Origin of the sequence: Kineothrix sp. IPX-CK (assembly GCF_039134705.1) — a bacterium.
In the GTDB taxonomy this organism is placed as follows: Bacteria; Bacillota; Clostridia; order Lachnospirales; family Lachnospiraceae; genus Kineothrix; species Kineothrix sedimenti.
The window spans coordinates 4,688,710-4,713,811 of the sequence record NZ_CP146256.1; the positions used below are offsets into that span (position 1 = coordinate 4,688,710).

Here is a 25,102-nt window from a genome sequence, read left to right on the forward strand (position 1 = left end):
AACTATTGTTTTACCGCTTGTTTCAGCGCATTTTCCAGTGCTTTCAGGTGTGCTTTGGAAGTGAGCGTTGCCCCGCTGATTGCGTCCACCTGCAGCGATTTCGATTCCATCACTTTTTGGAACAAATCATCCATGGTTTTTCCTTTTGTCAATTCGGCAGAGTTTCCGTCACTGTCCAGCGCACCTTCCAGTATATTTATCTTTGTAATTTTACCTTCGGATATGGTAACTTCAACGCTGGCATCCCTGAGATTTCCCTTTGCGGCGTTATATTCTCCGATATAGGTTCCATCCTGAAGTTTTGTGAAGTCAATATTTCCGATGGTAAGTATTTGAAGCTCCCGGCGTCCTGGCGCATCGGCGAGAAGTGCGATTATCGTACTTAGGACAATGATACCTGCAATAATCAAAAGGATAAGCCGGATTTTGCCCTTTTTTGCACCTGTTTTAAAAGCCGTCATTTACATTCCTCCGATCTTTGTAAAATTATACGTTAAGCATCCTATTCCAGAGTGATTTTTACATGCTCGTTTTTATCCGGTTCGTCAACCTCAACAAGAACACAAGGCAATGTCATTTCACCGCTGTCCAGTGCTTCAAAGATGGCATCCATATCGATATCCTTGAGCCGTTCCAGTTCATTTTCGGCATCTCCTTTCTTTTTTGAGTTATTTGCCATCTGTCCGAACTTAAGCCCCATTTTCACGACAAAATATGGAATACGCACATTGGCGGTCAAAACCCCGTTTTCGGTAACTTCAATTCGAATACTTTTTGGTTTAACAGAATTCATGTCTCCCATAAATTAACCTCCTTAAATAAATATTATGAATGAATATTTTTTTACTCATTCATTTTTAGCTCTGAAAATACTACTCCGTTTAACTATCGGAGCAGTTTATCAGGCTTTTCATAATAAGCTCCGTCATAAGATGTAAAAGTTCCGGAAAATATTCAAGCCCGATTTCCTCCTTATGTGTGTCGGCATTTATAATAGCCGCAAAAATCATCATAATCATTTTACTATCTATGTCATTTCGTATTTTCCCGCGCTTCTGCCAAAGAACTATTAGTTCCAGAAAGTTGTCATATAGAAAATCAACTGTATCAATGCCGTTGTCTTCACGATATACTTGCTCCAGCTTTTCAAAGACGCTTCTATTGTACCATTCCCTCAGAATAGGATTTGCCTTTGTCCCCTCAACATTTAATTTAAGCATCTGCCCTACTACGTCCATAGGGCTCTGTTCCAGGTCAAGCGATTGAAAGCATGCTTGCTTCAGTTTACTATTCTCTTCCAGAAAAATATCCATAAAGAGTTTTTCTTTAGAGGAATAATAGTTATAAAAAGTTCCCACCGCCATTCCGGCTTTTTTTGTGATCTCGGAAATATTGGTGTCCTTGAATCCCTTTTCGCGAAACAGTTCTTTTGCGCAGTCGTAAATTAATAACTTTTTATCTTCCACTGATATACCTCCAAGTTAACAGCCAGAGTATGAATGAAAAAATTAATATTCATTCATATTATAATGAATAAAATAAATTTTGTCAATCTAAGAATCTTTATTAATCTACGCTTTTCAGTGCCTCTACCATATTGATCTGATTAAGGGCACGATTAGTCATCAGGTTCACGGCCAGGGCAAAGCACAATGTGATGGCGGAAGATATCAGATAGCTCGCAGGTTCCACATGTACGGCAAAGAATACCGAAGGAAGCTGGAGCACACTGGTAAGAAGTCCGCTCAAAAATCTGCCTAACGGCAAGCCGCCCAAAATTCCTATTAAAGTTAAGATCAAGGTTTCCTTATGCACATACTGATGCACTTCGTTATCGTAAAAGCCTAATACTTTAATGGTAGCAAGCTCTCTGACGCGCTCGGAAATATTGGTGTTGGATAAGGTAAATAATACTACAAAGGCAAGGCCACCGGCCATAACAATGAGCAGCAGGACAACCGCGTTGATCAAATCGAAACCGAAATCCTCTTTAAGGCCGTCAGTGCTTGCAGCGGTAAGTATTTCGTCGTTGCTTCTAAGTGACTGGACATATTCTTCGTGGTCAGTGCACGTTTCCGAAAGATGGACAAGCGCGCCGTTGGGCGCATATTTCTCGAATAGTGTCTCGTAGTAGGACTGGGTCATATATATGTTGTTGCCTAAGTAATTCTTTGCAATGCCGGCGATAACGGCCTCTTTTTCCTCCAATTGAAGATTCTGTAGGGAAACGGTATCCCCCTCGCTTAAATTCAAGATCTGTGCGGCGTTCTGCGTAACATATATGCCGTCGCTGCCTATGGAAATGGGCACGGAGTCCGGACTTTGTACATGAATATAATCTTCGATGGAGGTATCGTCCGGAATTACCATTAACTGGACCTTTTCCGCTTCCTTCTCCGAATTAAGCAGCTTAATGCTGTCGATTTGCAGATTCAGGTAATCGGTTACGTTCTCATCTCCTGCCAGCTTTTGTATAAGAAAATCGTTATCCTCTGAATCCACTACCGCCATTAGATCGTAGCAGTAGATTTCTTCATACTGTTCCGGTGCCAGGTTTACGATGGTATCTTTAAGTGCGAAGCCGCAAAGAACGAGGGCGGTACAGCCCATAATGCCTCCTACCGTCATAAACAAGCGTTTTTTAAAGCGGAACAGGTTGCGGACAGTGACTTTATTCAGGAACTTGAAACGGTTCCAGATAAAGGGCAGCCGCTCCAGGAAAACACGGGAGCCTGCTCTGGGAGCCTTGGGTCTCATGAGCGTTGCGGGTGTCTGGTTGAGCTCACTATGGCAGGCGAGCACAGTCGCTGCGGCGATTCCGATCAAAAATAAGAGCACACCTCCTATGCCGTAAAGCATGTCGAAACGCAGATAATATTCAGGAAGATTATAAAGCGTCTTTAGAATATACAGTAAAAACTTCGGGAACAGGATAAAACCTGCTAAATCTCCCAAGATTCCTCCAAACAAGCAGGCGAGCAGGGCAAAAAGGAGATATTTCCAATAAACGGCGGCGTTCTTAAAGCCTAATGCCTGATAGGTTCCTACCAATCCCCGTTCCTCCTCTACCATGCGCGTCATGGTGGTAAGGCTCATGAGAGCAGCAACCACTAAAAAGATAACCGGAAATACGTTTCCTACCGCTTCTATGGAGGACATATCGTTTTGAAGGCTGGAATAGCTGTCCAGGGAGATACGGTCCTGAACATACCACTGAGTCATGTCGATATCATCGAGCTCTGCGTAGGCATCGGTGATTTTTTCTTTAGCCTCCGTTTTTTTGTCGGTATATTCCTGCTCTTTTTCAAGGAGCTTCGTTTCACCTTCCGCGAGATCCAGTTTTCCTTCCTCCAGCTCTTCCTTGGCGTCGGCAATTTTCTTTTTCGCATCCGATTCTTCTGCATTAAGTGTCGCCTCACCGTCAGCCAATTCTGTTTTTGCAGATTCTATTTTATTCCTGCCGTCCTGGAGCTCCGCTTTCTTTTCTTCGATGGTCTTACGGCCTTCTGCTATCTGGGCCTCCGCTCCGGCCAGCTGGGATGCAATTCCATCCAAATGCTGTCTGGTGCTTTCTCTTGATTGCTCGAAGGAGGCTTTTTGAATGTCCAAGGTCTGCTGACCTCCGTTTATTTTGGCCATGCCGATAGCTGCCTGCACACCGGAAGCGGGCAGCGCATTCAGCTGCTCTGCCTGGGCCTGCATTTGTCCGATTGCGGCAGCAAGCTGTGCAGCCTCAGCTGTTTTTGTCTCTCTCTCAGCTGTTAAGTCTGCGATGATCTGTTCGTCGAGACCTTGATCTGTGGCATCTGCAATTCTCTGGTTTAAATTTTCTATATATACGTTGATATCGTTTATCGATTCCTGCAGCTGTGCAATTTGTGCGGTCAGTCCGGCATTCATGGTATCTGTATGGGTTTGCAGCGCACTGAGGAGAGCAGCGCTTTCGACAGCAGTGCTCTGTGCGATATCAGCGTCTTGTGCGCCGGCGGCAGCCAAGGCTGCCGCTGCGTCAACGAGAGCATTCCATTCGTTTTCAGGCCAAGCGTCTCCGAAGGGGGCTTTTATTTGTTCCAGGCCGGATTCCAGCTGCATGCGGGATTCATCCAATTGATTCTGGGCGCTGCTAAGCTGCTCGTCGGCCTCTGCGAATTTGTCTTCTGCCTGTCTGCGGCCGTCGGCCAGCTCCTGCTTCCCGTCTTCGATTTGCTTGGCGTTGGCATTCAGCTGCGCTTCGCCTTGAACTAACTGTGCCTCACCGTCTAAAAGCTCTGCTTCGGAATCGGCCAGTACCTGCTTTCCGTCTAAGAGCTCTGCCCTGGCGTCCGCAATTTTCTTTAGAGCGTCCGCTTCTTCCCGGGAGAGAGTGTTTTCACCGTCCGCTAACTCTTGTTTTCCATCGTTGATATCGTTCCAGGCATCCGCAAATTTTTCATCCGCCTCCGCAAATTTTTCATTCATGGTATCTTCGGCATCTTCGATTTTATCACGGGCCTCTGATACGACGGAATTGTAGCGTGCCAGTTCCCGCTGTTCCTTGATACGGCCTTCAATATTGTTGATAACGGACTGGATTGCGTTTTCATATTCGTCGGAATTGCTGTCCATTCCGATCGTTTCGGACAGAGTAAGATAAACAGCGGTGAAGATATCGATGTCAGCGTCGGCCGGAATAATGAAAAAAGTATAGTCTGCGGACATGGCAGAACGGTATACCGTTCCGAAGCCTTCGCTCTGGATATTCATGGGGTCGATGACTATGCCGGTAATTGTATAGGTGTTATGGGCAAAGACAGGGGTATCTTCCTCTTCTTCTAAATCCATATCCATGTCTTCATCCACATCGAAGTCGACGTCGGAGATGGGATCTTCGCCGGTAGAATCCTCGATATCATCAGAAGCTGCATTATTTTCAGCGATTTCAACGCTATCTTCATCAGAGGATTCTATATCATCTTCTTCCTCAGAATCTTCCGCAATAGTAATGGTATCTCCAATAGATTTCCCGGAAGCATCTATATATTTCTGTGTAACGGCGATTTCGCCGGAATTTGCAGGAAGCTTTCCCTCCAGCAAATAAGGTGTGTTCATCCCGTTTTCGCTGAGAACTGTCATCTCGGCGCTTTTCGATATTTCCTCCACATAGGTGTTGACCGTTTTGCTGTATCCGCCTTCAGCGAGCGCTACGCCATCCACCTTCTCGAGTGCATCTACATCCTCTTCGGAGAGTCCCAGTGTGGATACGATGCGAATATCAAAAAGATTCTGTCTGTCGAAAAATTTGTCCGCGGAGTAATACATATCCTGACAAGACGCATAAATGCCCGTCAGCATCGTTACCCCAAGCATGGTAATAATAAGAATGGATAAAAAGCGTTTCCAGTTCTTTTTCATGGAACGCCAGGTGTCTTTCTTGTAGGAACGATTCATGACTTCACCACTCAATCTGCTCGATGGGCATAGGATGCTCATTTTGCACCGTCTTTACCACCGTACCGTTTTTAAAGTGAATTACCCGGTCCGCCATGGGAGCCAGGGAAGAATTGTGCGTGATAAGGAGAACTGTGATTTTTTCCTTTCGGCAGGTATCCTGAAGCAGTTGTAAAATTTGCTTTCCGGTATTGTAATCCAACGCGCCGGTAGGCTCGTCGCATAAAAGAAGTTTGGGATTTTTGGCAATTGCACGGGCGATGGACACACGCTGCTGTTCCCCACCTGAAAGCTGTGCGGGAAAATTATTCTTGCGATCTGTAAGCCCTACTTTATCGAGAGTCTCGGAAGCGTTCAAGGAATTCGGACAAATCTGTGATGCAAGCTCCACATTTTCCAGCGCTGTCAAATTAGGCATCAGATTATAGAATTGGAACACAAAGCCGATGTCTGCGCGCCGATAGCCTACCAATTGCTTTTTGGTATAGGCGGCAATATTTTCTCCGTCCACGATGACATCGCCTGAGGAGGTCGTGTCCATACCTCCTAATATATTAAGAGCCGTCGTTTTGCCGGCGCCCGAAGCGCCAAAATGACGGCTAGTTCTCCTTTATCCACAGAAAAGCTCGCGTCGCTCAATGCCCGGATCTTGACATCGTCAGCCGCGTATTCTTTAATAACATGATTAAATTCTATATATGCCATGCGTCCTCCATTTCAATTTTTGCATATCCGCTGTATTTGACTTTTCCCCCAAAGTTATTTATGATAGAGTCATTATATAAACACTGTGTTGATTTTGCAACCGACAGTTGATTTCGGGACGATGATTTTGCAACAAAACAATATAAAAGTGTTGATTTCACAATCAAGTTATATAAAAATGTCGGTTTAAATTTAAAATTTAAGTTTTTTGGGGTATGCATGGGAAGAAGCGGCTTAACGAGCCGGGGTAGTGGCAGAGATATTGACCGCGGGGAAGGAGTACATTTATGAAAAAAATGAAACAAGGCAGGAAAACGCGATATACGCAAATGGTTTTGCAAGACAGTCTGGTGGAGCTTATGAAGCAGAAGCCCATCGCGAAAATAACGATTAAGGAGTTGTGTGAAAATGCGGATATTAACCGCACTACTTTTTATGCGCATTATACCGACCAGTACGATCTGCTCCAAAAGATGGAGGAAGAATGTCTTTCCTATGCAAGAGAGGCTATCTCCAACCTTATCGGGGAAAAGGACCAGGATGTGATGATGAAGCTTTTAGAGGAGATATTTCAGTATTTTATCGACAACAGAAATCATATTCAGGTGCTCATGAGCGAACAGGGAGATATCAATTTTCAAAAGCAGCTTTTTGCAATGATTTATGAGTTTTGCGGCATAGCTCCGGACTCCGGCAAAAATGCCGGTATGGGAACGAAAGAGTTCTATTTTGTCTTCGTTGTGTCCGGGAGCGTGGGCCTGATTCAGCATTGGCTGAAGGACGATGCCATGAAGTCGGCCAGGGAAATGGCCGAAATCATATACAATGTGGCGGGCTTAGTCAGATAGCGGGCGGATTATTCATTTAAATAGATATTTACCCTATTCTCTATAATATCGGTTACTTCGTTTACCGTTTTCTGTCCGGTAAAATAAGCTGGTACTTCATCCATAACTATGCTTACTAAGGGAGAAACATTCCGTCTGATGATTACAGAGCCATCGATAAGCGCTCTAATGATTTTAATATCCTCTTCTCTTGCCGCATATATTTCAACTACCCTATTTTCCATATCATCAAAATAGGATATTACCGGAACCTCCCTCTCATTTCCTTCACCGTCCAAATAAGTATCAATTTTCATAGAGGCTTCCAATTGTCTGTTCAATATTTTATTGCAGGTTGAGAACTTCCAGCTTGGGGTTATGGTTCCTTGCAGTTCATCCGTAAAATGACTTTCTATAAATTCCCAAGCCTTTTCTTTATAACTGCTTTTGGCATTGATAGCAAAGCAATTATCTGGTATGATTACCGCTCCGTTACCCGCCGCCCCCGGATAGCCGGCGAATATAGTATCATCGCCCCATACATAGCTACTATATAAGTATTCTTTAACATCGGAAAACGAATTTGGTTCAAATAACATTTGCCCTTGTCTGCGAACAGAAGTATCGCTAGTATAGAAGACCTCTGAGGGCATGCGGCCCGCAAGCTCAATATATTGCTGAAGTCTTGCTTTATCTAAGCGGAGATTCTCCTTGGACGTACCAATATCCATACCATAGGAAATGCAAAGCTGAAGCATCATCTCCTTGCTTATAGGCGTTTTCTCAAGCAGATAAGGATTGTTGTCCAAAATATTCATGATATCATCGGTAGACCATACCCTTTTGTCTGCCACCCATTTTTCTTTCGTTACTAATGTATCGATAGTAAAGTTTGTCGGCAGCATATATAATTGACCATTATTTAAAAGCGATTCGTAAACAGAGTTTACCATATCTTCCTTATGAAGCACATCGCTTTTCTCCATATAGGGAACCAAATTATCCAGCACTCCTTTGGATCCTAGCACCCAATCGTCGATGTAGAGCGAATCCAGCAATAGAATATCCGGCCCCTTTCCCGCGATTAAGTCATAATAAAGATTATTTACCGATGTATCATTATCCTGTTCCCAGTAATCGACTATGGTGATTCTATATTCGGGGTTACTATTATTGAACTGCACCACGGCATTGCGTGTCTCTGCTTTCTCATGGAAGCATCCGAGCAGAAGCTCTGTCTTTTGTTTTATCGACTCTTCCGATTGCCATGAAATATTCCGAATGCTTTCCTCTTGAAGAACGAGGCAATTAAGACGATTGTCCGCATCATAATATATCTTGCCTATCTTATCTCCAACTATTCCATAATCCGACCATTGCAACATAACCCTGATGTTACCCGTAGAGACAGAATAGGAAAACAACTGGGAATCTGTGCGGTATAATATATCACCATTAGAATTTGAAATAAAGTCAAAATAAACATCCTGAAGAATTCCAGGGATACTTCTCATTTCTTTTGTCTGTACATCCCAAATGCCTATCTCGCTTTGTCCGTTTATAAACTGCTGTACAATGGCAGAACCATCCTCAAGAAAGCAGACATCGTAAAACGATTCATCCGCCCACCTTTTTTCGTCCAATACTTCCCCGTCAAGATTCATAAAGCAGTAAGCGAATTTAGAGTATATCAATATATTGTCATCTTCATTTGCAGTTATCTTCCATTCATAGCAATCATCTTCATCACCGCCATGAAATTCATTCATCCACTTAATTGTTTTTTCGGTACCATCTAAATTAATTTTTTTGACATAGATATTTTCATTATTACCGTCAACCTCCAGTATCAGAAAAAAAGCAACTTCCTTTGATGATAGCGCAAAATCCAATACATCGACCGTTTCTAAATCGAAAGAACAAAATGAGGATGGCACGTTATTACTGTCCGTCTTTAAAAAATAAAAATTCTCCCGATTTTTATCCATTGTAGAATATAATATGTTTCCATTATTCGCATCTATTCTACTATAGTATTCATTACCCGCAATAGAAATATTTTTACTATCAATGCTTATCAGTTCGGAAGAGCCCTTCCTTTCTGCAACATCCTTATTTATTTCTTTATTGCCGCATGATACGAACAGCGGCAATATGAGAACCATTATAAAAACAACAAGACTTTTTTTATATTTCATACATTCTCCCCATTATAATTTATAGAAGGACAACATAGCCTCCCTGCATCTGCAAAGAGGCCATATATATTGATTTAACCAACACTTATTAAGGTAACCGCCCTATTCCCATTTGTCCATCCGCTCATGCTTGAATTTCCTATCCCTCTAAAAACATCAATTCTATAACCATTAATAGCATTACCGCCATCTTCTGCTCTTCGACTCCCAACATTTGTAATTTGCACTGTTGCACGCTTCCAAATGCCTCCCACTTTGGCTCTTGGTATGAAATAGGGATCAACAGCAATTGTTGTGCCTGCGGTGGGGGTGGTTCCGGTTGCTGTCATTGGGGAACTATAAGAATATGTATCTGATCCTATATACTTGATGTATTTACCATTATCAGCTTTTCCAGAACCGTTAAGTTTTACTGCTGCTAAAAATCTTCCTCTAAAGGTGCTATCGGTTATCCCTGATGCATTTATCTTAGCATCACTATAATCACTTTCTAAAGCAATATTGTAACCTGTGCAGTAAAAGCTATTTTGATAGTCACAACGTAAGTTTGGTGTTTGAGTAATGGTATTCGAATTCGTAGAGCCCATTCTACAATATAAAGAAAATGTCTTCGGACCACGAATATCAAGATCTAAGTAGCCGTTACCCGAACTGTCAAAAGCAGTAGTCTTACTACCTTTAACTGGACCGGTATACGAAAAAGCAGAGAGAGGTGTATTGGTCACTTTATGATTGTTATACCTTATAGCTGTAACCTTATATCTAAATCGGTATAGAACTTCTGCGTTATTGACTAAACTTTCTTTGAACGGTGTAGTCGGAATAATTTGGGTACTGACTGGAGTAATTGTAATGGATCGAACATCAGACGGCAATGCATTTACAGAAACCGAATTCATTTCATCATAATATAGATTTTCTTCCTGAATGGCGGCGTCCTCTGCAAAAGCAGTAATACTAGTTGACATTAACGATACAATAATCGGAACTAAAAACAATTTTCTTTTCATATAACATTTCCCCTTTCTGTTAATTATGAGTAATCAAGCTTTATATTCTATAATTAGACTGTTATTAGATGCTATGTCCCCTTATATTCCAATAAAACTTTTATTCATAATAACAAATATTCTTAATATTATACATTTTCGAGCATAAACGTCAAATATTATGCATTAAATGTAGAAATTATCTTTCTTTATTATGTTAGAGAATTAGATACCCAAGGTGTGATGATGAAGCTGTTAGAGGAGGTGCTCATGAGCGAACAGGGAGATATTAATTTTCAAAAGCAGCTCTTTGCAATGATTTATGAGTTCTGCGGCATAGCTCCGGACTCCGGCAAAAATGCCGGCATGGGAACGAAAGAGTTCTATTTTGTCTTCGTTGTGTCCGGGAGCGTGGGCCTGATTCAGCATTGGCTGAAGGACGATGCCATGAAGTCGGCCGGGGAAATGGCCGAAATCATATACAATGTGGCGGGCTTAGTCAGGTAACTCACAGTCATTTCACCACATGAATCGCCTTACCGCAGCTTTTAATTACAGCTTTATACCAAAGAGCGGAATCTTTAAGTGTCCGTTTCTGCGTGGTGTAGTCCACGTGGATGAGTCCGAATCTTTCCGTATACCCGTTGGACCATTCATAGTTATCGAGGAGCGACCATGCGAAATAGCCAAGGATGGGAATTCCTGCATCTATGGCTTTTTCCAGCTCCAATAAATAGCGCTGGAGAAAATCGATCCGAAGAGGATCGTGCACTTTTCCGTCAAGACTTACCCAATCCGCCATAGAAGCTCCGTTTTCCGTAATGATGATCGGTACCCGGTATCTTTCATATATAAACTCCGGCATATATCTGAGAATACGGGGGGTTACTTCCCACTTGAACGCCGTTAAGTCCGCACCCAGGTGATGAGGTGTACGCTGCGGCTCTCCGTCACTTCCGCATTGTATTTCCTGTCCCGTATAGAAGTTGCAGCCTAAGAAATCCAATGGCTGTGATATCAGCTCCATATCGCCCGGAGCGATCATTTCTTTTGGAAAATCGTCTCCGAAGACTTCCACAACATCTTTTGGATATTCTCCTTTAAAAACAGGATCAAGCCATAAAGCGCTGCACCAGAAATTGCGCTCTTTGCAGGCAAAAGCTGCTTTCCCGGCTGCTGCGATATCTTCCTTATTATCTGTTGCAGGATAGAAAGCAGAAGGATTGGGGGCCATGCCTACGAAAGGCTTCTTTTTTGCATATTCGCGAATAACTTTAACTGCCTTACCATGGGCTTTCAATAGGTTATGGATGAGCTGAAAGGCCTGTCTGTCCGTCACCCGCAGCTTCGGAGCGCATTCTCCGTCTATGTGTCCGATAACGATGTGGCATTGAGGTTCGTTCAAAGTCATCCAATAGCTCACGCGGTCGGAAAAGCGCTCCACGGCCACACGAACATATTCCGCAAATATATCCGGCAAAGCGGGATTCGCCCAGCCGCCGATATCTTGCAGTGCCTGCGGAAAGTCCCAGTGAAACAGCGTAACGCAAGGCTCAATACCGGCTGCCAGCAATTCATCGATCAAGCGGTTATAAAAGGCGATTCCCTGCTCGTTAACCTTCCCTCTGCCCTCCGGCAGTATCCGGCTCCAACTGATGGAGAATCGATATGCTTTGAGACCCATCTTCTTCATAAGCGCCACATCTTCTTTATACCGGTGATAATGGTCGCAAGCGATTTCCCCGTTTTCTTTGTTTAAAATATTTGTTTTCTTTCTTAAGGAATCATACCTCGTGTCATGGTCATAAGTATCCCAGATAGAAGGTCCCCGTCCGTCCTCTGCAGAAGCCCCCTCTATCTGATAAGCCGCAGTAGCGGCTCCCCACATAAAATTTTTAGGAAATGTCATAATCTTTCCGGCAAGTGCCGTCCTCCTTTTTCTTATTTGTCATCCTTTTACTGCTCCGATAACGATGCCCTTTACAAAATACTTCTGGAAAAATGGATAGATTAAAAGTACCGGTAATGCCCCGACCACCGCCACCGCCATACGTATGGAAGTAGAAGGCATCTGCATAGTGGTCGCTCCTGAGGAGGAGGCGTTCTTTATCATCTCCACATTATCCAGCATTTTCTTTAACAATACCTGAATGCTGAAGTATTTATCATTAGTAACATAATAAAGACCATTCAGCCAGTCGTTCCAGTAGCTTAGACCTATAAGCAAGGTCAGGGTAGCAATAATGGGCTTGGACATGGGAAGCACTATTTGCAGCAAGATCCGAAATTCTCCGGCTCCGTCCGCTTTTGCCGCCTCTATGACCTCCTCCGGGATGTTGGTCGTTAAATAAGAGCGCATCATAATTACGTTGAATGCATTTAACAGCAGGCCCGGCACAATCAGCGCCCATAAAGTGTTCTTTATGTGAAAGGTCTGAGTCCACATGATATAGGTCGGTACAAGACCGCCGTTAAACAGCATGGTAAAAAATATAAAAAAAGCAAAAATGTTTCTTCCCGGCATACTTTTTCTCGACAACGGATAAGCGAACAGCGTTGTAAGAACGAGGCTTGTAAGGGTCCCCAAAAAGGTTACCAGAATCGATATCCCATATCCTCTGAAAATGGATTTGGAGCCGAAAACCAAATACTTGTAGGCTGACAAATCGAAGACTTTCGGGAAAAAGGAATATCCGTATTTTACCAGTGTACCGTCCGCCGTCAAGGAAGAGCTGATGAGCAGAAGAAAGGGAAGGACACAGGCAAGGCATAAAATTACCATAACAGTATTTACAGCATATTGAAATCCCCTATCATGATTAACCATATCTTTTTCCTCCTAAAACAGTGCGTTTTCTTTACTTATTTTTCTGACTACATAGTTAGCAGTCAATACCAGAATAAAGCCTACAAGCGATTGATATAGGCCCGCCGCCGCCGACATGCCAATATTATTCGTTTGAGTCAGACCCCGGTATACATATGTATCTATCGTATTGGTTACATCGATCAGGGAACCGCTGTTCATGGGTACTTGGTAAAAGAGTCCGAAGTCAGAATAGAAGATTCTGCCGATTGCCATTAAAGTCAGCGTAATAATCGTTGTTTTCAGCCCCGGCAGAGTTATATATTTCACCTGCTGCCATCTGCTTGCTCCGTCGATCATGGCGGCTTCATAATAACCTTTGTCGATACCGATTAAAGTAGCGTAATAAATAATACAGTTATAACCAAAGCCTTTCCATAAATTGACTAATATCAATATAAAGGGCCAGTATTTTTCTTCGGAATACCAGGATATGATATCAAGGCCCAAGGGTTTTAATATGGAATTGTTGATAAAGCCGTTCTGTGTATTTAAAAAGCCGTATACTACATAGCTGACTACTACCGTAGAAATTAAATAGGGTATGAGTATCAAAGTCTGATATGTCTTTTTGGCCTTTTCATTTCTTATTTCATTTAGCAGTATTGCAATGAGGATGGCAACTACTGTTCCGAGTATGATAAAAACGGCATTGTAACCGAGGGTATTTCTTGTTATCGTCCATGCGTCTTTAGTTTTAAAAAGGAACTCGAAGTTCTTAAAGCCTATATTCGGACTGTCATATACGCCCTTTTTAAGATCATACTTTTTAAAGGCTAATACGATACCCGACATTGGGATATAATTATTGATGAACAGATAAATAATTCCCGGCAGCATCATGAGATACAGGGGTAAAAATTTCTTGATTTTTTTCCATTCTATTTTTTTGCGCTTTGTTGTTTGCATATGATTTTGTACCTCTTATATTGGATTTTCGAACAGACGAAGAGGATGTCCCCTCCATAAGTTTGAAAACTTATGTAATTTTGGAACACCCTCATCCGTTTTTTCTATCCTATTCTTACTTTTCAGCCAGCCAGGCATCGAACTGTGCTTGTTTCTCTGCAATAATCGTATCGATTCCCGCCGCCTTCAATTCCTGTGTCATCTCAGGAATCGCTTCGTCAGGGTTTAAGCATCCTGTAATCAATCCGTTCTGATATTTTGCTACTATATTGTTGCATGCGGTTACTTCGTTCAATACATTTTCATTATTGAAAAGGAAGCCCTTTGCCGGTGAAGAGTGTGCGGAAGCGTTGAATTCTCCAAGCTGATTCCATACATCCGCATCGTCGCCTTCCCAAACGTAAGTAATCTGCTCGTTAGGCCATGCCCATCCGACGACGGAATAGTCAGTAGTGGAAGAGTCGATGCCATCCGCATAATTGATGATCTTATTCGATTCATCTACAATTTTGTAGTTCTTGCCTTCGATACCGTTAATTAAGAGGTTAGCTACATCTGAGTTCGTATACATCAGGTTCAGCATTTGCATAGCTTTGTCGGGTTGTTCGCTGTTTCCGGCAATAGCCCAGCAAGCGTTAACCATAGAAGTGGTGGAATGAGCTGCATAAAGCTCTACGGCAGCCATTTCTACACCGCATTTTCTCGTTTCCTCAGCCTCAAATCCGGCTTTGATAGGCGTAAAGGTACCGAAACCTACGCCGGAACTGATATAAGTAGCATAGCTTTCATCTGTGTTGGCGCCATCGGGCATCATTAAGCCTTCCTGCACCCAGCGGTACATCATATCACAATATTCTTTGAAGCTTTCCGTTTCGTATAAATTAACGACCTGGGTGCTGTCCTCCAGACAATTTTCCAGGACACCGAGGCTGTCGCTCATAACATCTGCGGACCATGTAGGAAAATTCATGCTGCCGCCGTTGGGAACGCAGGGATACATGTCGGGATATGCTTCTTTTACCTTTTGTAAAGCAACCTCGAGTTCTTCGAAGGTGATAGGCTTGCTGTAATCGATGCCCAGCTCGTCCGCAATCGCTTTGTTCATTTCAAAGCCTCTTGCCTGAGCCTTATCCTTATTCATGGGAACACCGTAGATACTTCCGTTTACTGTAGTACAAGCCCAGTCATCCTCGGAAATAGAAGACTGCATGTCCGGTGCGTATTGTGCCAGAAGGTCATCCATAGCTACAATTTCATTACTTGCTACCATACTGGATAGAGTTACCTCCCATGGAAATGCGTAGAATAAATCCAGCTTTTCACCGGATGTAAGAGCCAGATTCAGCTGCTCGGAGGTAACTCCGCGAACCAGCTCCACATTACAGTTGATCAAGTCTCTCGTAATCTCGCTTACCTTTTCGGATACTTCGGCACAAGCCTCTGTGCTGGCTTCATAGGGTGCATAGATAGTCACCGTATAAAGATCCTCACTGCTGCCTGCAGCAGCATTTTCTGTTCCTGCAGATGCTTCCTGCGCATTATCTGACGTTTGTCCTGCTGATGTGTCGGTGCCTGCGGCCGAACCGCATCCGGCGAGGGCTGTGCAGAGCATTGCCGTAGTTAATAATACGGATAATACTTTTTTTGCTTTCATAACAAGCCTCCTTTGTTTGATACCTTCATTATAGAAAAGTATATTTCATACAGCCACCTTGCTTGTGTCTTGTTAATATTAAAAAAGTGATATTTTTTCTGCGGGGATGATAAAAAAGTAACATTTTCAGGCAAGAAATGTTACTTTTTTACCTCATTTTCCCGTTTACCTCTCTGTCCTCTAACGGGGAAAGTCCATTCATTTTCTTATAGACCTGGGCAAAATATGAGAAATTATTGTAGCCAACCTTCATGGTTATCACGCTGATGGGAAGATTGGTGCTTCGCACCAGATCCTTTGCAAGTTCCATTTTTTCGCTCATGATGTATTCCTTTAAGGACATACCCGTTTCGCTCTTAAAGAGCCGGGAAACATAGTTGGGATTCAGATGTACGAGCTCCGCAATATCTGTACGCTTGATGTCCATTTCCATATTGCTGCGGATGTATTGCCGGATGGAATCTATCTGGGATTTCTGCTTTTCGTCGGACATGCTCATTTCGTTTAAGTAAGCCATAATGTATTTTATGAACCATTTCATGTCTTCCAGAGAGCTGTAAGCACTTAAGGCTCTTTCACGCTGCTCCTCTTCATCGAACATTTCGGAGAGGGTCTTTCCGTATTTGGCAGCAGCCTGATAAACCAGACTTAGGAAATCCTGATAAAAACATTTCAATATCTCTGAGCTGATTACTTTTTTCTCCGCCATATTTTCTATGATTTCCAAAACATCATCACAGATTTTTTCATACAATTCGTTTTGTAGTAAGGGTTCTATGGCTGCAAAGTATTTTCTCACCTGTTCGTAGCCTGCCGGACTGTTTTTTATGTCATCTGCATCCATAACGGTGTTGCCCTTTGTCACATCCTTCTGCTTAACTATCTCTAGCTGCTCGACGGCAATTCTTATATGAGAGAGTTTTTCGCATCCTGCAATGTAGCCCCTAACGGTACAGCCATAATATTCTCTGTAAAGCTCGATAAAATGTGCAAGCTGCTGCAGCACGATTTCTTTTTCAATGGAGTGGGATTCCTTTCTGTAAAAATAAATGATATATTCATTCCTATCCCTGGCATACAGCAGCACACCGTATCCGTAATTATAGAAAAGCTCCTCCAGAATATTGGTTATGGCATATTTTAACAAATCGCTGTCCCATTCTTTCATCTGGGTATTTTCTTCTTGTATCTGAAGCCATACCACATAGGACTTCTCATCCTCCGCAAGAGGAATATTCAGATTTTTCAAGTCGTTCAAAGCCTGCTTCTGCAAGTCGCCCGTTTCCAAAAACATCCTTTGTAAAACAGCGTCCAGTAAAATATCCCTGCGCTTTTGGAAAAGGTCGCTGCAGTAGGCCATTTCTTCTTTTTTTCTTCGGATTTGTATTTTTCCGATGAGCTTCTCGACAGCCTTTTCGATTTCCTCATATCTTGCCGGCTGCAGAATATAGTCAAAGCTTCCAAGCTGAATAGCCTCCTTGGCATATATGAAATCAGCATGTGCCGTTAAAAAGATACATTCGATATCGTACTCGTTTCTTCTAACCCAGGAAAAAAGACTTAAACCGTTCTCTACAGGCATTTCTATATCGCAGAGCATGATATCCACCTTCTGGGACTTGATAATTTCCTTCGCTTCATTAGCGCTGTAAGCTTTAAGTACTTTTTGTATCCCGGTTTTTTTCCAGTCGATACCGAATATCAGTCCGCTGACTACGCTGATTTGGTCGTCGATAATTAAAATGGTCATTTTCCTTCCTCCTGTTCTATCGGAATATATAGCTCCACACATGCACCGTTAGAATTGCTGCAAAGAATCGTTCCTTCTTTGCCGTAAAACATTTCAAAACGCTTTTCGATATTTTTGATTCCTATATGTTCCTTCCCGTCTGCTCCGTAATCTTCCCCGAAAAGGTTGGGAAGTTCTTCTCCGAAGCCGGGCCCGTTGTCCAGAATAGTAATGCAGACATAGGAGTTTTTTTCTCCCGTAAGTGTTGTGGCACGTATGGAAAGCATCAGCTTTTTATCTGACTGAGCGCCATGCTTTACAGAGTTTTCTATAAATGTAATGATCGATAAAGGAGGAATAAGAAATTCTAACAGCCCTTCATCAATATCTATCCGGCATTCCGGAGGCTCGGACTGACACATCTGCTGTAATGCCACATAGTTCTTGACACCCTCTATTTCCTCTCCCAGTGTGATGAAAGCCGGATTGCTCTTGAACATACTGCGAAGATACTTAGATAAAATGATAATCATTTCCTGAATTTTTTCAAAATCCTTTTGTTCAGCCAAGGCATATATGTTTTTGAGACAATTTAGGAAAAAGTGAGGCCTGATTTGTATTTGCAGATATTGCATCTGTACGTTCTTAAGCTGAATCTCCCTCTCATATGCGTTGATTTTCAGTTCATTGATCTTATCTACCATAACATTGAAGCTGTTTTTCATCTGGAGAAATTCTTCGATATGGTATTCCTCCTCCATCCGGGCATCCGTCTGTCCCTCCCCTATGGACTTCATGGTGGCAATGAGCGTTTCCAACGGATCAAAAAGCTTCCTTCTCATGTAGAAGAAGCCGAAAGGGATTGCCAGCGCGATGATCAAGGTCAGCACCAGCAGCAATATTTGTACGTAATCCAGATATTGAAAGGCACCTTTATAAGGGCTTATATAATATTGCATAATGCCGGCATAGGGAAAATCCTTTTCCACCAGCATATATTTTTCACCGTTTGCATAAGCAATATAATAGTTTTTGTTCGTCCGCTCCAAAGGAATCTGATGTTCGTCCATGAAGGCGTTCATGGTCAAGGGCACGTTGTCCTCTCTGGCATAGACCAGATAACCGTCCAGAGTTTCATCCTTTTCATGCTGGGGCGTGGTTATAAGGGAAAAGTCCAGCACGATTACCGCATAATTATGATTATTTTTCAGGATCCGGAGCAAGTAATTTCTTCCCTCCAGCTGTATCAACTGCCAGCCCTTTTTATTGCACTGCGCATCATTAAGGATCTGAGAAGAAATCGTTTCTTCCAGCTCCTTTTTCTCGAAATAGGTGTAATTTCCTGATTCCGCATAGACCATTCTGAAAATGCCGTTGTAAGGAGAATTAATGCCCAAAGCACCTAACCCCGCTAACTGTGAATTTACCATTGCGCGATAATCCGCGGCTATTGCATCGCAACACAAATAAGCCTCCAGATAGCTGGTGGCATAATTCAGCTGTAACATATCCGCGTCGTTGGCCAATAGGTTAGCCATGGAATAACTGATATATTCGATATCCTTTGCCACAGGCTTCTCATAAATAGATAAAATATCCAAATTATTGGAGGCGACCTGATTGTTCAGGATACGCAGCGTATATACGTTGTAGGCGAATAATACGGATAAAAGCGGCACGATAATCAAGAACATCCATAATAATATTTTTGATTGCAGCTTACTCATATCTGACCTCCAATTTAAAGGGGAATTTGGCTGTGAACAGTAGCAGCAAAATGACTATGTCTTATCGTAACATAGTCATCCCCTTGAATATACGTTATTTATATGGTAATTACCGGAAGCTTCTACGGTCTGACCGCCGTTCCGTCCTGCAGGCGGCTGTAGAGCCAGCTGAAATCCATAGAAACAGGCGGATATTTATCCGCGGCTTTCTCATCTATTTCCACACCGATTCCCGGCGCTTCGCTCACATAGGCATAGCCTCTCCTGATTTCGGGGCAGCCCGGAAAGACCTCTCGCTCTTTTTCAGAAAAACCGGCATATTCCTGTATTCCGAAATTAGTGACTGCAGTATCGATATGCATGCCTGCGGCGGCACCTATGGGGGACATGTCATTAGGACCATGCCACGCTGTCTTCACCTGATAGGCTTCACAGAAATGAGCCAGCTTTATCGCCGGAGTGATACCCCCGATATCGCTTAAATGTACTCTTATAAAATCAATCCAATGATTCTGGACAAGAGCCTTCCAGTCGTTGGGCGCCGTAAAAAGCTCTCCCATGGCAAGAGGTGTTACGGTATGTTCTCTCAATATTCTAAAGCTGTCCGACTGCTCCGGCGAAAGTGCATCCTCCAAAAAGAACAGATGATACGGTTCAAGATCCTTTGCCAGCCGCATGCTTTCTGCCAAAGTAAGCCTCTCATGTACATCGTGCATCAGCTCCAGGTCTTCTCCGAAATCGATACGTATTTTTTCAAATAAAGAAATCACGGAACGGGTATATTGCCCCGGATGATAATAGGCGCCTTCAGGAGCGTCATCGGGCTTGCACAGCCATTGGCCCACCTGTCCGGCATTCCCCCCATACAATCCCATATGGCAGCGTATGTAGCGATATCCGTCCTGGATATATTGCCGGATACATTCCTCTACTTCCTCCAGGCAGTTGCCGTCCGCATGGCGGTACAGAGCCACTCCCGTTCTTGTTTTGCCGCCGAGGAGAGCGTACAGAGGCATTCCTGCCAGCTTTCCCTTAATATCCCACAGGGCCTCATCGATGCCGGATATGGCATTGTTCAGAACGGGACCGTTTCTCCAATAGGAGCTGCCCATCATCGTCTGCCATATGTCCTCTATGTTGTGGACCGATTTATTTTTCAGCATCGGCGCCAAATATTCCTCAATAGCCGTTACCACAGCCTTATAGCGCCACGTGAAGGTTGCGCATCCATATCCGCAAAGTCCCGGCTGATTGGTCACCACCTTTACCGCTACCAGATTGATATTGTTTGGAGCGGTCACGATGACTTGTATATCTTCAATTTTTACATCATTCATAATCATAACACCTTTCCGCAAATTTCTGCATGATTTTATAAAATATTATATAAAGTAGCGGAAAGGTTTTCTGCTAAAATTGTTACCGATTTTAATAAAAATGTGACATTATCCTCTTCCGGGTCGGTAGAATTTAATCAAATAGCCTCTTTTATTTTGCTTCACGATAAACCTATCGTTATATCGATGGCGGGCTAATATTAGAGGAATTTTAGAGGAAGTAAATGCTATAATTGGCGCAACAAACCAAGGGAGGTATTTTAGTATGAAATACAAAATTATTTTACTTTTGACAACAATGACTTTATTGATGGCTTGTACTGGCTGTGGCAAACAGACACGAAGTGAGAGCCTTACGTCAACACAGGAACTAGAGGAACAGCAGGAGCAAGATAGAGATGCTGATGATAAAAAAATTTCTGAGGAGACAGAGAAAGTAAATCCTGCAAATGGTGATGAACTGTTTGAAAGCAGTAATTTAAATGGCGCGGTTGTGGAAATTACTAATAACGGCTGTAAAATTACACCTACATATACGCAGGACGATGTAGCTTATGAAGCAGCACCGGGCTATGAAAATCAAGAAGAACTGATTACCGTTGCCTATGACGAGGACTGTACATTTCAAGCAGCTTATATTAACCTCCAGACCAATGCTGTAACCTATGATGCGGTAACAATAAGTGATGTGAAGGAGCAGACAAGCCTGGCAATTTACGGTGAGTATGATAGTGACAATATTCTCCATGCCAGCATTGTTTTTATTTACGAGTGGAATTAATATGGCTTACCTGTGCATGGTTGAATATGTTTTGCCGGGATGTTATAATTCAGATGAATTTGCGGTCAGGTAAAACAATTTTTACATTACATATAATGAAGTGAACCGTAACGAATGAAGCAGGTAAGAAGAGAATTCCATGAAAAGAAGAGACAGAAGCACGAAAAAGACCTTTGATAAAAAGGTGATACGATTTATAACCAGAGCCATGGTGCTATCCATCATGCTCCTTATTTTGGTGTCCGGAGTTTCCACGATGATATCGATAATCAATAAGTCGGCGCAGATGGCAATGAAAGAATTTGATGCCATGGCAGCCAATACAGAAGATAATTTTATATTGATTGTAAAGCTGATGGGGCAGATAAAAGAAGAAGAACAGCAAATGAACCCAATTCGTCTGGATGCTCTTCATTTACAAATACAGCCTCTTGGCGGGAACGAAGAATCAGCCGTTTCGGACAATTTCTAGGGCGGCACAGGCAGCGAGGGCCGGAGATACGGTTACCGTACATACAGGCGAATACCGGGAATGGGTAAAACCTGCATATAGGGTGCAAAGGCATATAAGGACGAGAAGGAAAAGATAGTAAACAGCTACGATTCTCAGGTAAAGATTATTCGAGAGGATGGAAAAGTATATTTGGAAATAACGGTTGATAAGGAGCTTACAGACAAAAAAGGCGTAATCCTACAAACAAAGGATACCGTTATCGGGCCTTTGAGCAATCTCAAAGAGGGAATAAACCGGATCAAAGTCTGGGGATAAAGGAACGAAGCACCGAGTAATCGGTGCTTTTTTCAATCGGAGATGCAGATGTCAGTCAGGATATTTCGATTGCAGTTCCTGTAAAATTTTTAAATAGGTTTCTTGTGTCTGGTTCTGTTCTGCTTCTGTTTCAAATGCTTTTACCCGCTGATCTACCGACTGCAGAATATCCGGAGGCAGATTTCTTTCCGCATAAGTATAGACAACCTGATTTTCTTTGTCGATATGCCGCAGCAGCAAATTCACATATCCCATGGCTTCAGTCAGAATGCCAAGTTTGAATATGGTCTGGGGATCGTCTCTATATTGATCGAGGGCCTTTTCCAGCTCCGAAATATGCAGCCGCCCTAAATCATGCTCTACCAGCATACCATGCTGAATCAGTTTGACACCGATTTCCCCCAGACGATCGCTCATTTCTTGAAACAGAATTTGCTCTTCTTTGCCGTGATGATGCTTATCAGCATAATTTCGGGCAAATTGGATTATCTTGCGAAAGTCACCATCGTTCACATCCCGCCCGTCCAGGATACCACAGCAAGCTTTTTGTATAACGGTGAGAAGCTTCAGAATATTTTCATGTTCCTCTACCATTAATTCTACGCTGTACATAAGAGTTACTCCTTTCTGCTTATTACATATTTGTTGTTCTCGTATATGTGAAGCTCGAGGCCGCTGTGGGAAAGCATCCCCGCAATGATTTCTCCCCGAAGTGTGTCATATACCGATATATTGCCTCCTGCCCGGTCCCAATATTCATGGTGTACGCATTGTGTTTTTTGCCAGACGACTTTTTCTGTGTCATGTTCCATCACACTGTTAACGTGGTCACACGGCATACCATCCAGTAAGGTATCCTCCAAAACTTTAAAGGCATCATCCGCACCGATTCCGTTTTGAAGAGCATGCTTTTCTCCGAATTGGAATGCAACCTGTTTCAAATCAGTCAGTCTGGAAGGATCTTCCTTTAACAGGCTGGTAACCAGGAAGGCCAGTCTGTTCTCGCTTATCTCTATCTTCTGCTGGAGCCAGCCATGGATATTACTCCCGTCAATAATTTCTTCCAGCGGAGATAAATCTAATTTACCATATGCAGTATCCAGCTCTTGTTCAGATAAGGTATTCCATCCCTCTTGTACGGAGACTTCCAAAATACTGTGAATCCACTCCTCCTGAAGCAGGATCTTATTGTATAACCAATAGTGAATCGGTCCTAAAAAAGCACTCATAATCTAATCCTTCCTATAGAAGAGGCTATGGAAGAGCAAGCTTCTTCCATAGTCCCTGAACTGTTTTGGTTTATGCCAGGAGTTGATGATTAAGCTGATCCAGCAGGCCGCTTACTTCAATCCCATGAACTACGCAGGCATCTGCCAATGATTCCATCTGGGAGGAAGGACAGCCCAGGCAGTGCATACCGCTTGCCATCAGGACAGAAGCCGCATCCGGATACTGACGGAGAATTTCTCCGATCAGCATATCCGCCGTAATACCTGACTGCTCTTTTTCCTCATCGCCAAAAAACAGCTCCATGTCATCTTCTACCGTTCCTATTCCTGCGATGCCGAAATTCTCCACAAGGACCTTTGCCACATTGGGGGAAAGGAAAGCCGGAAGTGTCGGGCCGAGGTGGATGTTCTTTACACCCAGATATAGCAGAGCCAGCAGGACAATGACAGCCTTCTGCTCATACCATGCAATGTTGTACACAATGGGCAGATCGTTGATATCATCCAGGCCAAAAACTTCCTTCAGTTTGAGGGCAATGACTGCAAGAGAATAAGAGTCATTGCACTGTCCGGCATCCAGTACCCGAGGAATGCCGCCGATATCACCGAGGTCAAGCTTATTGTATTTGTATTTTGCACAGCCTGCCGTGAGGATGACTGCATCTTCGGGAAGTGCCTTCGCAAAATCAGTGTAGTAGTTTCTTGACTTGGCCCTGCCGTCACAGCCTGCCATGACAACAAACTTCTTGATCGCTCCGGATTTCACTGCGCCAACTACGGCATCGGCCAGTGCCAGGACCTGGTTATGGGCAAAGCCGCCGACGATTTGTCCGTGTTCGATTTCAGTGGGAGAGGGACAACGTTTTGCGTGTTCAATAATCTCTGTAAAATCCTTCTCATCGCCGATGCTGCCGGAAATATGCCTGCAGCCCGGATATCCTGACGCGCCGGTAGTATACAGGCGATTCTTGTAGCTGTCTTTGGGGGGAACGATGCAGTTAGTGGTCATCAGAATAGGGCCGTTAAAGCTCTCAAATTCCTCTTTCTGCTTCCACCACGCGTTGCCGTAGTTACCTACAAAGTGAGGATACTTCTTGAAGGCCGGATAGTAATGAGCGGGTAACATTTCCGAGTGGGTGTATACATCTACGCCCGTACCCTCAGTTTGCTTCAGCAGCATTTCCATATCTCGCAGGTCGTGACCGGATATCAGGATACCGGGGCGCGTGCCCACTCCGATGTTGACCTTAGTAATCTCCGGATTTCCATAGGCAGTAGTATTGGCTTTGTCCAGCAGCGCCATACCGTTAACGCCGTATTTGCCGGTTTCCAGCGTCAGAGCAACCAGATCGTTCACAGTCAGGGAATCGTCCAGTGTCTTGGCAAGAGCACTCTGCAGGAAGGCATCCACATCTTCATCCTCCTGCAGCAGGGCATTAGCGTGTTTGGAGTAGGCGGAAAGACCCTTCAAGCCGTAAGTGATCAGTTCCCGCAGGCTGCGCACATCCTCATTCTTAGTGGACAATACGCCAATCTCAGCGGCCTTGGCCTTGAATTCTCCACGATCATCAGAGTCCCATTTCGCAGTATCCGGCAGTATGCCCTGATTCTCAACCTGCGCCAGAAGTTCCCGCTTTTTATCGAGAGTCTCGACAATACGGGCAATAATGGCATCCTCGTCAAAGTTAGCGTTGGTAATGGTGGTAAAGAGATTCAGAGTAACCAGATGATTTACTTCCTGTGCAATGGTCTTGCCTTCGCTGCGCAATTGTGTTGTAACTGAGGAAAGTCCCTTTGTTACATATATAAGCAGATCCTGCACAGCAGCAACCTCCGGATTTTTACCGCAGACACCCGATACGGTACAACCGGTATTGCCGGCAGCTTCCTGACATTGGTAGCAAAACATTTTATTCTCCATGATACATTTCCTCCGATTTCATATATTTAATTTA

Annotated in this window: 22 protein-coding genes and 1 pseudogene; 6 read left to right on the forward strand and 17 right to left on the reverse strand. The window is 43.4% G+C overall.

Annotated features, from left to right (window positions below):
* Positions 1-2: 2 nt before the first annotated feature.
* From V6984_RS22115 to V6984_RS22135, 5 genes and pseudogenes are all read right to left on the reverse strand, one after another.
* Positions 3-461, reverse strand: coding sequence for an FMN-binding protein (locus tag V6984_RS22115; RefSeq protein WP_342757755.1), 459 nt, complete (start codon positions 459-461; stop codon positions 3-5).
* Between the two features lie 41 nt (positions 462-502).
* Positions 503-802 carry a hypothetical protein gene (locus V6984_RS22120; protein WP_342757756.1) on the reverse strand — a complete coding sequence of 100 codons (300 nt, stop codon included), beginning with the start codon at positions 800-802 and terminating at the stop codon, positions 503-505.
* 79 nt (positions 803-881) lie between these two features.
* Positions 882-1,466: a TetR/AcrR family transcriptional regulator gene (locus V6984_RS22125; protein WP_342757757.1), complete on the reverse strand. Its 585-nt coding sequence runs from the start codon at positions 1,464-1,466 to the stop codon at positions 882-884.
* A 100-nt stretch (positions 1,467-1,566) separates the two neighbouring features.
* Positions 1,567-5,427, reverse strand: coding sequence for an FtsX-like permease family protein (locus V6984_RS22130; protein ID WP_342757758.1), 3,861 nt, complete (start codon positions 5,425-5,427; stop codon positions 1,567-1,569).
* A 4-nt stretch (positions 5,428-5,431) separates the two neighbouring features.
* Positions 5,432-6,132 (reverse strand): annotated as a pseudogene (locus V6984_RS22135) (ABC transporter ATP-binding protein).
* Positions 6,133-6,419: 287 nt separating this feature from the next.
* Between V6984_RS22135 and V6984_RS22140 the strand changes: the two are divergent.
* Complete coding sequence (locus tag V6984_RS22140; RefSeq protein WP_342757759.1) at positions 6,420-6,980, forward strand: TetR-like C-terminal domain-containing protein; 561 nt, start codon at positions 6,420-6,422, stop codon at positions 6,978-6,980.
* A gap of 8 nt (positions 6,981-6,988) precedes the next feature.
* On the opposite strand, the gene V6984_RS22145 is transcribed toward V6984_RS22140, so the two are convergent.
* On the reverse strand, positions 6,989-9,157 hold the full coding sequence (locus V6984_RS22145) for a hypothetical protein (protein WP_342757760.1): 2,169 nt from the start codon (positions 9,155-9,157) through the stop codon (positions 6,989-6,991).
* Positions 9,158-9,231: 74 nt separating this feature from the next.
* Positions 9,232-10,167, reverse strand: a complete 936-nt coding sequence (locus tag V6984_RS22150; RefSeq protein ID WP_342757761.1) for a hypothetical protein — start codon at positions 10,165-10,167, stop codon at positions 9,232-9,234.
* 249 nt (positions 10,168-10,416) lie between these two features.
* Between V6984_RS22150 and V6984_RS22155 the strand changes: the two genes are divergently transcribed.
* Entirely contained in the window at positions 10,417-10,653 is a 237-nt protein-coding gene (locus tag V6984_RS22155) for a TetR-like C-terminal domain-containing protein (protein ID WP_342757762.1), read from the forward strand.
* Between the two features lie 7 nt (positions 10,654-10,660).
* Here the strand turns inward: V6984_RS22155 and V6984_RS22160 are convergent, their stop codons facing one another.
* The 7 genes from V6984_RS22160 to V6984_RS22190 form a co-directional block, all read right to left on the reverse strand.
* Positions 10,661-12,055, reverse strand: a complete 1,395-nt coding sequence (locus V6984_RS22160) for a GH1 family beta-glucosidase (protein ID WP_342757763.1) — start codon at positions 12,053-12,055, stop codon at positions 10,661-10,663.
* 39 nt (positions 12,056-12,094) lie between these two features.
* Complete coding sequence (locus V6984_RS22165) at positions 12,095-12,973, reverse strand: carbohydrate ABC transporter permease (protein WP_342757764.1); 879 nt, start codon at positions 12,971-12,973, stop codon at positions 12,095-12,097.
* Positions 12,974-12,985: 12 nt separating this feature from the next.
* The gene (locus V6984_RS22170) at positions 12,986-13,921 is read right to left on the reverse strand and encodes an ABC transporter permease (RefSeq protein ID WP_342757765.1); all 936 of its coding nucleotides are present in this window, start codon (positions 13,919-13,921) and stop codon (positions 12,986-12,988) included.
* A 115-nt stretch (positions 13,922-14,036) separates the two neighbouring features.
* Positions 14,037-15,575, reverse strand: coding sequence for an ABC transporter substrate-binding protein (locus V6984_RS22175; protein WP_342757766.1), 1,539 nt, complete (start codon positions 15,573-15,575; stop codon positions 14,037-14,039).
* A 148-nt stretch (positions 15,576-15,723) separates the two neighbouring features.
* Positions 15,724-17,325, reverse strand: coding sequence for a response regulator transcription factor (locus V6984_RS22180; RefSeq protein ID WP_342757767.1), 1,602 nt, complete (start codon positions 17,323-17,325; stop codon positions 15,724-15,726).
* Positions 17,322-19,031, reverse strand: coding sequence for a sensor histidine kinase (locus V6984_RS22185; RefSeq protein WP_342757768.1), 1,710 nt, complete (start codon positions 19,029-19,031; stop codon positions 17,322-17,324). The genes V6984_RS22180 and V6984_RS22185 overlap by 4 nt, the downstream gene beginning before the upstream one ends.
* 122 nt (positions 19,032-19,153) lie before the next feature.
* On the reverse strand, positions 19,154-20,368 hold the full coding sequence (locus V6984_RS22190; RefSeq protein WP_342757769.1) for an enolase C-terminal domain-like protein: 1,215 nt from the start codon (positions 20,366-20,368) through the stop codon (positions 19,154-19,156).
* A gap of 265 nt (positions 20,369-20,633) precedes the next feature.
* Between V6984_RS22190 and V6984_RS22195 the strand changes: the two genes are divergently transcribed.
* The 4 genes from V6984_RS22195 to V6984_RS22210 all read left to right on the forward strand — a co-directional run bounded on the left by V6984_RS22195 (position 20,634) and on the right by V6984_RS22210 (position 21,918).
* Positions 20,634-21,149: a hypothetical protein gene (locus V6984_RS22195; protein ID WP_342757770.1), complete on the forward strand. Its 516-nt coding sequence runs from the start codon at positions 20,634-20,636 to the stop codon at positions 21,147-21,149.
* A gap of 139 nt (positions 21,150-21,288) precedes the next feature.
* The gene (locus V6984_RS22200; RefSeq protein WP_342757771.1) at positions 21,289-21,621 is read left to right on the forward strand and encodes a hypothetical protein; all 333 of its coding nucleotides are present in this window, start codon (positions 21,289-21,291) and stop codon (positions 21,619-21,621) included.
* Positions 21,554-21,739 (forward strand): DUF1565 domain-containing protein, encoded by a 186-nt coding sequence (locus tag V6984_RS22205; RefSeq protein WP_342757772.1) that lies wholly within the window; start codon positions 21,554-21,556, stop codon positions 21,737-21,739. Before V6984_RS22200 ends, V6984_RS22205 begins: the two co-directional genes overlap by 68 nt.
* A gap of 53 nt (positions 21,740-21,792) precedes the next feature.
* On the forward strand, positions 21,793-21,918 hold the full coding sequence (locus V6984_RS22210; RefSeq protein WP_342757773.1) for a hypothetical protein: 126 nt from the start codon (positions 21,793-21,795) through the stop codon (positions 21,916-21,918).
* A gap of 51 nt (positions 21,919-21,969) precedes the next feature.
* Here the strand turns inward: V6984_RS22210 and V6984_RS22215 are convergent, their stop codons facing one another.
* The 3 genes from V6984_RS22215 to hcp form a co-directional block, all read right to left on the reverse strand.
* Positions 21,970-22,530 carry a hemerythrin domain-containing protein gene (locus V6984_RS22215; RefSeq protein ID WP_342757774.1) on the reverse strand — a complete coding sequence of 187 codons (561 nt, stop codon included), beginning with the start codon at positions 22,528-22,530 and terminating at the stop codon, positions 21,970-21,972.
* Between the two features lie 5 nt (positions 22,531-22,535).
* On the reverse strand, positions 22,536-23,147 hold the full coding sequence (locus V6984_RS22220; RefSeq protein WP_342757775.1) for a hypothetical protein: 612 nt from the start codon (positions 23,145-23,147) through the stop codon (positions 22,536-22,538).
* A gap of 70 nt (positions 23,148-23,217) precedes the next feature.
* Positions 23,218-25,068: a hydroxylamine reductase gene (hcp, locus tag V6984_RS22225; RefSeq protein ID WP_342757776.1), complete on the reverse strand. Its 1,851-nt coding sequence runs from the start codon at positions 25,066-25,068 to the stop codon at positions 23,218-23,220.
* Positions 25,069-25,102 lie beyond the last annotated feature (34 nt).